Below are 7,630 nucleotides of genomic sequence, written 5' to 3'. Positions count from 1 at the left end.
TGGACCCCAACGCCCTGGTGGTGGAGCCCTACGCCAACCCCTTCCGCACCTATCCCCTGGTGAACGACTATGAGAAGTTCAAGAAGCTGGTGGCGGAGAAGGACGTGGCCTGCTATATCATCAACACCGGCGACTTCATGGGCAAGAAGGTCCAGAAGGAGGACACCCTGGGCGTCCTTGAGGCCGTTGTGGAGGGCAAGGCCCAGTTCAAGAAGTGGGGCCCCTTCGAGGACATCGAGATCTTCGAGTGGGAGGGCTTCGTGCCTGATCTGACCGACAAGGACTACGTTGCCCAGCTGAAGGCCCGGATGCAGGACCGCCTGAGCTACGTGGAGGGCCTGAAGGAGGCCGAGGGCGGCTTCAATGTACTGCCCGGCGATGCCGCCGCCGCCATCAAGAAAGTGGTGGACGAGGCCAACACCCTGTAATCGGCTTCAATACACTGCAATCACGAACGTCAACGAGCGCCATTCCCTTGCGGGAATGGCGCTCGTTTCAATGGTTGACGATACCGCCGGAATAGGGTCCATAGAGGCACACCAAGGCCGGACCCCAGTCCGTGTCTCGGAGAGTCCCCACAAAGAGGTCTCCGCTCTCCAGGTACAAATTCCGCTCCTCCGGAATCTCTCCATCCCTCTCCACAGCCGCTTCGCCGGTACGGAAGATGCCTAGGCGGCCATAATACCAGCCCAGCACTGTCTCCGGCGGAACCCATGGCCCCGGGAGGACCGCCTCCGCCAGGGACAGGGGCGACCAGCCGTTGTCCAACTCCTTCCAGGCAATGCGGAACTGGGGAATCCCCCGGCCGCCATAGTTCTCACTGAAATCAGCGGTAAAGAAGCTCCGCTGGTTGAAGCCGTCCGGCAGCAGAGAGAACAGCACACCGAACTCGTTGGCAGTACAGTAACAGAAGTCCACCTTCAATCCCGTCAATTCATACAGCTCCTGGAGAGCCAGATATGCCTGCTGGCGGTGTGTAATGCGGTACTGGGTACCGTACAGCACATCGTCCGGGGCCAGGCCGTCGGAGAGACCCTCCACATCCGTCTGAAACTCGATCCGGGTCCCCGCCACGTCCGGGTAGTCCGCGACGCTGAAATCCGTCAGCGGTACCCGCTGCAGCCCGTGATTCCGAAGCACATAGCGGGCCAGCACGGCGTTATGGGAGTCCGTTACCACAAAGCCGCCCTTCTCCCGGGCGAAAGAGAGACCCACATTAGCAAAGCCGCCGGTATAGGGGTCCAGGGTGTAGACCATGGACCCCTCCTGGCCCTCCTTCGTGTCCGTGATCTCTGCAAAAAAGGGAATCTCATCCACAGAGACGATCTCCAACTCCCCGTCCTCGTCCACGTCCGCCTCCAGGGCATTATTGCCCACAGTCAGCAGACAGGGCATGCCGTCCGGGCGCTGGGAGAAGTAGAAGCTCAGCGCTCCGGCGGAGGCCCCCACTGTAATGGAGAGCTTCCAGCCGTCATAGCCCAGGACGTTGGTGAATGTTTCCGCGGCGAAGGTATCCAGATAGACGTTTTCCTCCACAAGGCGTGTCAGAATGGTCCACTCCAGCGGACCGCCTCCGGCGTCCGGGGCATAGAGCAGATAGAGGTTATAAAAGGTGACCATGCCGCCGGACTCCCTCTTTTCGTGGCGGGGATCGGCCTTCACCACCTGGAGCCATCCGCCGCCATCCAGTTTTCCGCTCCAGAGGCTCTCGTCCTCCAGCCGCGGCGGGTCGTTCAAAAAGGGCACACAGGCGGGATCATAGTCCCCCAGAGGCTGGCCGCCGAAGTCAAAATCCCGGCGGCCTCTCAGGGGCAGCAGGTCCGGGAAAAGCTCCTCCAGAGCACCAGAGCCCTCCGCCGGGATGGGCGCCTCCCCCTGGGAGCTCTCAGCGGGCACACGGATGTCAGTATAGGCCCACCACCCCGCCGCCAGGGTTCCCCCCAGCGCCAGACACAGCGCCGCCAGCACCGCCACGGCGATTTTCCAGGGCCGGGCGGAGTCTTTCGGACGCTCCTTCGCCGCCTGTTCCGCATCGATAGCCACCCAGGTCTCCTCCGGAACCTCCAGCACTTCTGACAGGCGCACCAGCTTCCCCCGGGCGGGGCGGGAGAGATCCATCTCCCATTTACTCACCGCCTGGCGGCTGACATCCAGCGATTCCGCCAGCTGCTCCTGGGTCAGCCCCTTCGCCTCTCTCCCCCGCCTGATCTGTTCTCCATAGGTCATAAGCCGTCCCTCCAATCTTGTTCTGCCCTCATAATACCCCGAAAAAATCCCCGAAATCAACCAACCGGGCGCAACTTCCGGCGGTTGCGCCCGGTTTTTTCGACAGTTCTCACTTTCTGTCCGGATATTTTTCGCACAGGCTGTCCAGCTCGCCGATGAGGGCTTTCATCTCCTCCCTGGTCATCACGGCCTCCACCTCGGCGGTGTCGTCGCCGTCCATGGTGTTGGGCAGGTAGAAGGACACATCCACCCGGAACACCTCTCCCTCCGTCTGGGCCGCCACCTCGAAGTAGGGGTCCACGAAGCCGCTGGCATAGCTGTCCCGGATGCCGGCGTTCAGCACTTTCAATCCGGCGGTCATCTCCCGCAGCTCGTAGGTCAGAAGGCAGCTGTTGGAATCCTTGACGATGGCCCCCTCCCCGTTGATCCAGGTACACCGCAGAACAAGCCAGTTGCGGTCGTCGCTGTCCGGGTCGCCGCCGCCGGCGGGAAACTCATAGTTGACCACATGCAGCTCCAGGCTCACATCCTTGTTTTTGAAAAGCATGCTATCCCCCCTCAATCGTTGTGGTGCTCAGCGTAAAACTGTTCGTAGTCCGCCAGCATGATCTTCAGCAGCTCCGGGGTGTCCAAGCCGTAGGGGCAGCGGCTCTTGCAGGCGCCGCAGTGGACGCACTCCTCGATCTTGTGCATTTTGGCATGCCACTCGTCGCTCATATAGGGCCGGTAGGGGGAGCGGCGCAGCAGCGCAGACATCCGGGCCGCCTGGGGAATGTCGATTCCGGCGGCGCAGGGCAGGCAGTAGCCGCAGCTGCGGCAGAAGTTTCCCGCCAGCTCCTTCCGGTCCTGGTCGATGACGGCCTGGAGCTCCGGGGTCATCTCCGGGTCCCGCTCTGTCAGCTCCAGCCACTGGTCCAGCTCCTCCTCCCGCTGGATACCCCAAATGGGCACCACGTTGTCAAACTGCTTCATGAAGCAGTAGCACGCCTCCGCGTTGTTGAGGAGACCTCCGGAGAGGCCCTTCATGGCGATATAGCCCATATCGGCCGCCCTGCACTTGGCCACCAGATCCAGTTCCTTCTCCGTGGTCAGATAGCAGAAGGGAAACTGAAGAGTCTCAAAGTTTCCGGAGGCAATGGCCTCCTGGGCAACGCCCAAGCGGTGATTGGTGATTCCAATATGGCGGATGTACCCCTTTTTCTGCATCTCCAGCGCCGCGGCAAAGGCCCCGTCCGGGTCCTCAATATCAGGGAGCTTAGCCGGATTGTGGAACTGAAAAAGGTCGATGTAATCTGTCCGCAGACGGCGGAGGCTCTGCTCCATGTGGGACAAGGCCGTCTTCTTGTCCGTAGCAGCGCTCTTAGTAGAAATCACGATGTTTGTCCGCACGTCATGGAGGGCCTCCCCCAGCTTTTCCTCGCTGTCGGTGTACATATTGGCGGTATCAAAGTAGTTGATACCGCTCTCATATGCCCTGCGGACCAGCTTCACCGCGTCGGCCTTGGAGATGCGCTGGATGGGCAGTGCGCCAAAGGCCGTTTTGGTGACATACAGCTCTGTGCAGCCCAGCCGGATTTTTTCCATAACTCTTTCCTCCTGCTTTTTCTCCGCATTGGACGGAGATTTTTCCTGAAATGACTCTATCGCCAACAGGCCCGGGAAGCGCCAAAGATATCTGGCGGCCCCGCCAAGACCGCTGAAAAGACCGGCCTGTCTGACTTCACCGTTCCGCAAAAGCACGCTCGCGCACCGGCAGGCCGTATGCCTGCCGCCTTTCCCGCTTTATTCACTATATCATACTTTGCCGGGTTTGCAAACCGCGGAAACTGTGATAAAATAAAAATATTAATCTGTTGAAACGGGGGCTCTCAATGGACAAGGAACTGCATCTGAAACTGACTATCCGGCTATACAGCGACGACCACCAGCGCTGCTTCGGCCCCGGTATTGCCACGCTCCTGGAACGGGTGCGGGAGCACCGCTCCCTGCGGGCCGCGGCCTCGTCCATGGAGATGGCCTATTCCAAGGCATGGCGCATCATCCGCACCGCCGAGGAGGTCTTTGGCTGCAAGATGCTGCACTCCACCACCGGCGGGCGGCACGGAGGCGGAGCGGTGCTGACCCCGGAGGCGGAGCGGCTGCTGGCGGCATACCGTGCATATCAGGCCGATGTGGACCGCTATGCACGGGAGAGATTTGAGGAGGCCTTTGGTTTCTACCGGACCCCGGATCAGGAACTGTGAGAAAATCCGCGGCAGAGCTACTGGAATAAGCAATTGAGGACAATATCCATCCTCTGAACCGGCACTGAGCCCCCCTTACGGAATTCAAAGAGAGCCGGCACCTGACTCCGAAATAATCCAGTTTGACGGCCACTATATTGACACAGATAAAAACGGGAGGCGGATGCCTCCCGTTTTATATCCGGATTCCGCCGCGCCGCTGCGTCAGCTGGGCTCCTTGCCCAACCGCCTGTACATGGTCTTTTTCACCGCCCGGAGGATGTTCTCATACCCTGTGCAGCGGCACAGGTGACCGGAGAGAAGTTTGCGAATCTCCTCGTCCGTGTACTCCTTCCCGCTCTCCAGCAGCTCCACCGCCGACATGATGAAACCCGGCGTGCAGAAGCCGCACTGGATGGCCGCCTCGTCGATGAATGCCTGCTGAATGTCACTGAGCTCCCCGTCGGGACCCATGAGACCCTCCAGCGTGCGGATATGCTTGCCCTCGGCCCAGACGGCCAGATAGATGCAGGAGTTGAAGGTCTCGCCGTTGATCAGCACGTTGCAGGCGCCGCACTCCCCCACCTCGCAGCCCTTTTTCACAGACAGGGTGTGGTAGTCGTTGCGCAGCATATCCGTGAGGCTGGCCCGGACATCCACCGTCTTCTCCACGTCCTTGCCGTTGAGGTTGAAATGAACGGTCTGATACTGAATCTGATGCCTCTCCATTACAGCTCACCTCCCGCCAGTTTCACAGATTCGATGAAGGCCCGCCGGGCGCTCTCCACGGCGATATGGAGGCGGAAGTCCTTAGCCGCCCGCCAGGAGTCCCGGGGATTGATGTCCTCTTTTACCGCCTGGGCAAAAGCGTCCGCCAGCTCCATAGAGACTGGCCGCCCCGCCGCCAGGGCCTCGGCGTGCGCCGCCCGCAGGGGCACGGGTCCCGCCACGCCGAAGGCAACCCGGGCCCGCTCCACCGTTTTCCGGTCTGCAGAAAGACGGACGTTGACGGAGGTGCCCAGAGTGGCGATGTCCATGGCGCTGCGCATGGCGTACTTGATATAGTGGCCGAAGCAGTTCTCGTAGCTCTCCTTTGGGATGAGAATGGCGGTCTGAATCTCTCCCTCCCGGATATCCACCCTGCCCGCCCGAATGTAGAAGTCGTGGATGGGCTGGCGGCGGACGCCCTCCGGGCCTGTCAGCTCCACCACGGCGTCCCAGGCGTGGAGGGTGGAGGCAGAGTCGGCAGAGGTGACGCCGTTGCAGGTGTTGCCGCCGATAGTGCCGATGTTGCGGATCTGGGGGCCGCCCACCTGGTCCACGGCCTCTCCCAGCACGTTGATATGCTTTTGAATCAGCGGATCCCGGGTGATATGGGAAAAGCTGGTAAGGGAGCCGATCCGCAGCGTGCCGTCGCCGTCCATGGAGACGCCCCGGATCTCGTCCAGGGTCTGGATGGAGATCAGCTCCGCGCCGGCCCGCTTGCCCTCCCGCATCTGCACCAGCACATCGGAACCGCCGGCGATGATCTGTGCCTCGGGATAGGCCAGGCGGAGGGCCACGGCATCAGCAACGCTCTTCGCCTGATACAGGGCTTTCATGTCATACATATGCGGTTCCCTCCTTTAATCCTGAATCAGTCCAGCCGCCTTAAATTCGCGGTACAGGGCATGGGGCGTGATGGGACAGCAGTCGATGGCCACACCGGTGGCGTTCAAAATGGCATTGCGGATGGCCGGGGCGCCGGAGCAGGCCGGAGGCTCGCCCAGGGCCTTGGTACCGTAGGGAGAGGTGGGCTCCGGGTTCTCCACAAAGGCCGCCTCCAGGGAGGGGTGGTCCATAAACGTGGACAGCTTGTAGTCCAGCAGGTTGCCGTTCAGGGTCTTGCCAGTCTTCTCGTCAAATTTCAGCTCCTCCGAGAGGCCGTAACCGATGGCCATGGACATGCCGCCGTGGACCTGGGCCTCCGCCAGGGCGGGGTTGATGAGGCGGCCGCAGTCGTGGACATTTACCAGCCGCAGCAGCTTCACCCGGCACATGGGGATGTCCACCTCCACCTCGGCAAAGGAGCAGCCGAAGGAGTAGGCGTTGGACTTGATCTGGGCCGTGGTCTCGGCGGTGATATGCTGGCTGTGCTCCAGAGAGTACAGGCTCTCCGTGGCCAGATCTCCCAGGGACTTCAAAATCCGCCCGTCGGATTTGCGGATGATCTGCCCGTCCGCCAGGTCCAGATTGGAGACAGACATCCGGGTCTGTTCATGGGCAATGTTCAAAATGCGCTCCCGCAGGGCCAGGGCCGTCTGCATGATGGAAAAACCGCCGATGTAGGTCTGCCGGGAGGCGTAGGCCCCGGTGCCGAAGGGGGTGACGTCGGTGTCCTGGGCGGAGACCACGTGAACATCCTCAAAAGGGATTCCCACGGCGTCCGCCACCATCTGGGAGTAGGCGGTGTCGCAGCCCTGGCCGATCTCCGTCTCACCGGTCTGGAACTGGAGGGAGCCGTCCTGGTTCAGCACCATGCGGCAGGAGGAGCTCTCCAGGGAGATGGGCCATACAGCGGTATTGTACCAGAATACCGCCAGTCCCACGCCCCGGCGGACGGGGCCGGTCTGGTCCCGGTACGCCTCGAACTTCCGCAGATAGTCCATGGCCTGGATTCCCTTGTCCATACACTGGTTGAAGGTGTCGTGGTACAGCTCATTTTTGGAGAAGCCGTCCACATAGCCCACAGGCATCAGGTTTTTTCGCCGGAACTCCAGGGGCGTCATATGGATGGCCTCGCAGATGTCGTCGATATGGCTCTCCCCGGCGAACATGGCCTGGGGGATGCCGTAGCCCCGCATGGCGCCGGCGGCGGGCTTGTTGGTAAACACCGTCCAGCTGTCGCACTCCACATTCGGGCAGGGATAGAGCTGGGGGAAGGCGTTCATGCCCTTGGCGTTGACGCCGTGGCCGTGGGAGGCGTAGGCCCCCTGGTTGGAAAAGGACTCAAACTTTCGGGCCACCAGCGTCCCGTCGGGCCGGAGGTAGGAGATGATATGGGTGCGGATGGCGTGGCGGACCCGGTTGGAGACAAAGGTCTCCTCCCGGCTGCACTCCAGCTTCACAAGTCTCCCCCCCACCTGGGTGGAACACCAGGCGCACAGGGGCTCGTACAGCGCGTCCTGCTTGTTGCCGAAGCC

7 protein-coding genes and 1 pseudogene are annotated in these 7,630 nt (G+C 61.4%); 2 read left to right on the top strand and 6 right to left on the bottom strand.

Annotated features, from left to right (window positions below):
* Nucleotides 1-428 (top strand): annotated as a pseudogene (locus QZ326_RS09985) (phosphoenolpyruvate carboxykinase); the annotation flags it as partial.
* A 67-nt stretch (nucleotides 429-495) separates the two neighbouring features.
* Here QZ326_RS09985 and QZ326_RS09980 read toward each other — a convergent pair.
* From QZ326_RS09980 to QZ326_RS09970, 3 genes are all read right to left on the bottom strand, one after another.
* Nucleotides 496-2,226, bottom strand: a complete 1,731-nt coding sequence (locus QZ326_RS09980) for a helix-turn-helix transcriptional regulator (RefSeq protein ID WP_295744707.1) — start codon at nucleotides 2,224-2,226, stop codon at nucleotides 496-498.
* 109 nt (nucleotides 2,227-2,335) lie between these two features.
* On the bottom strand, nucleotides 2,336-2,773 hold the full coding sequence (locus tag QZ326_RS09975) for a hypothetical protein (protein ID WP_295744705.1): 438 nt from the start codon (nucleotides 2,771-2,773) through the stop codon (nucleotides 2,336-2,338).
* Nucleotides 2,774-2,784: 11 nt separating this feature from the next.
* Nucleotides 2,785-3,810 carry an aldo/keto reductase gene (locus QZ326_RS09970; RefSeq protein WP_295744702.1) on the bottom strand — a complete coding sequence of 342 codons (1,026 nt, stop codon included), beginning with the start codon at nucleotides 3,808-3,810 and terminating at the stop codon, nucleotides 2,785-2,787.
* Nucleotides 3,811-4,097: 287 nt separating this feature from the next.
* Between QZ326_RS09970 and QZ326_RS09965 the strand changes: the two genes are divergently transcribed.
* Nucleotides 4,098-4,469, top strand: a complete 372-nt coding sequence (locus tag QZ326_RS09965) for a winged helix-turn-helix domain-containing protein (RefSeq protein ID WP_295744699.1) — start codon at nucleotides 4,098-4,100, stop codon at nucleotides 4,467-4,469.
* 204 nt (nucleotides 4,470-4,673) lie between these two features.
* Here QZ326_RS09965 and xdhC read toward each other — a convergent pair whose 3' ends face one another.
* From xdhC to xdhA, 3 genes are all read right to left on the bottom strand, one after another.
* Nucleotides 4,674-5,177, bottom strand: coding sequence for a xanthine dehydrogenase subunit XdhC (xdhC, locus tag QZ326_RS09960; RefSeq protein ID WP_295744695.1), 504 nt, complete (start codon nucleotides 5,175-5,177; stop codon nucleotides 4,674-4,676).
* Nucleotides 5,177-6,058 carry a xanthine dehydrogenase subunit XdhB gene (xdhB, locus tag QZ326_RS09955; protein ID WP_295744692.1) on the bottom strand — a complete coding sequence of 294 codons (882 nt, stop codon included), beginning with the start codon at nucleotides 6,056-6,058 and terminating at the stop codon, nucleotides 5,177-5,179. Before xdhB ends, xdhC begins: the two co-directional genes overlap by 1 nt.
* Before the next feature lie 15 nt (nucleotides 6,059-6,073).
* On the bottom strand, nucleotides 6,074-7,630 hold a 1,557-nt coding region (xdhA, locus tag QZ326_RS09950), incomplete at its 5' end, for a xanthine dehydrogenase subunit XdhA (protein ID WP_295744689.1).

The organism is uncultured Oscillibacter sp., assembly GCF_910587525.1.
GTDB lineage: Bacteria > Bacillota > Clostridia > Oscillospirales > Oscillospiraceae > Oscillibacter.
The sequence above is the reverse complement of the archived record's forward strand: the minus strand, read 5'-3'. Positions and strand labels throughout refer to the sequence as shown.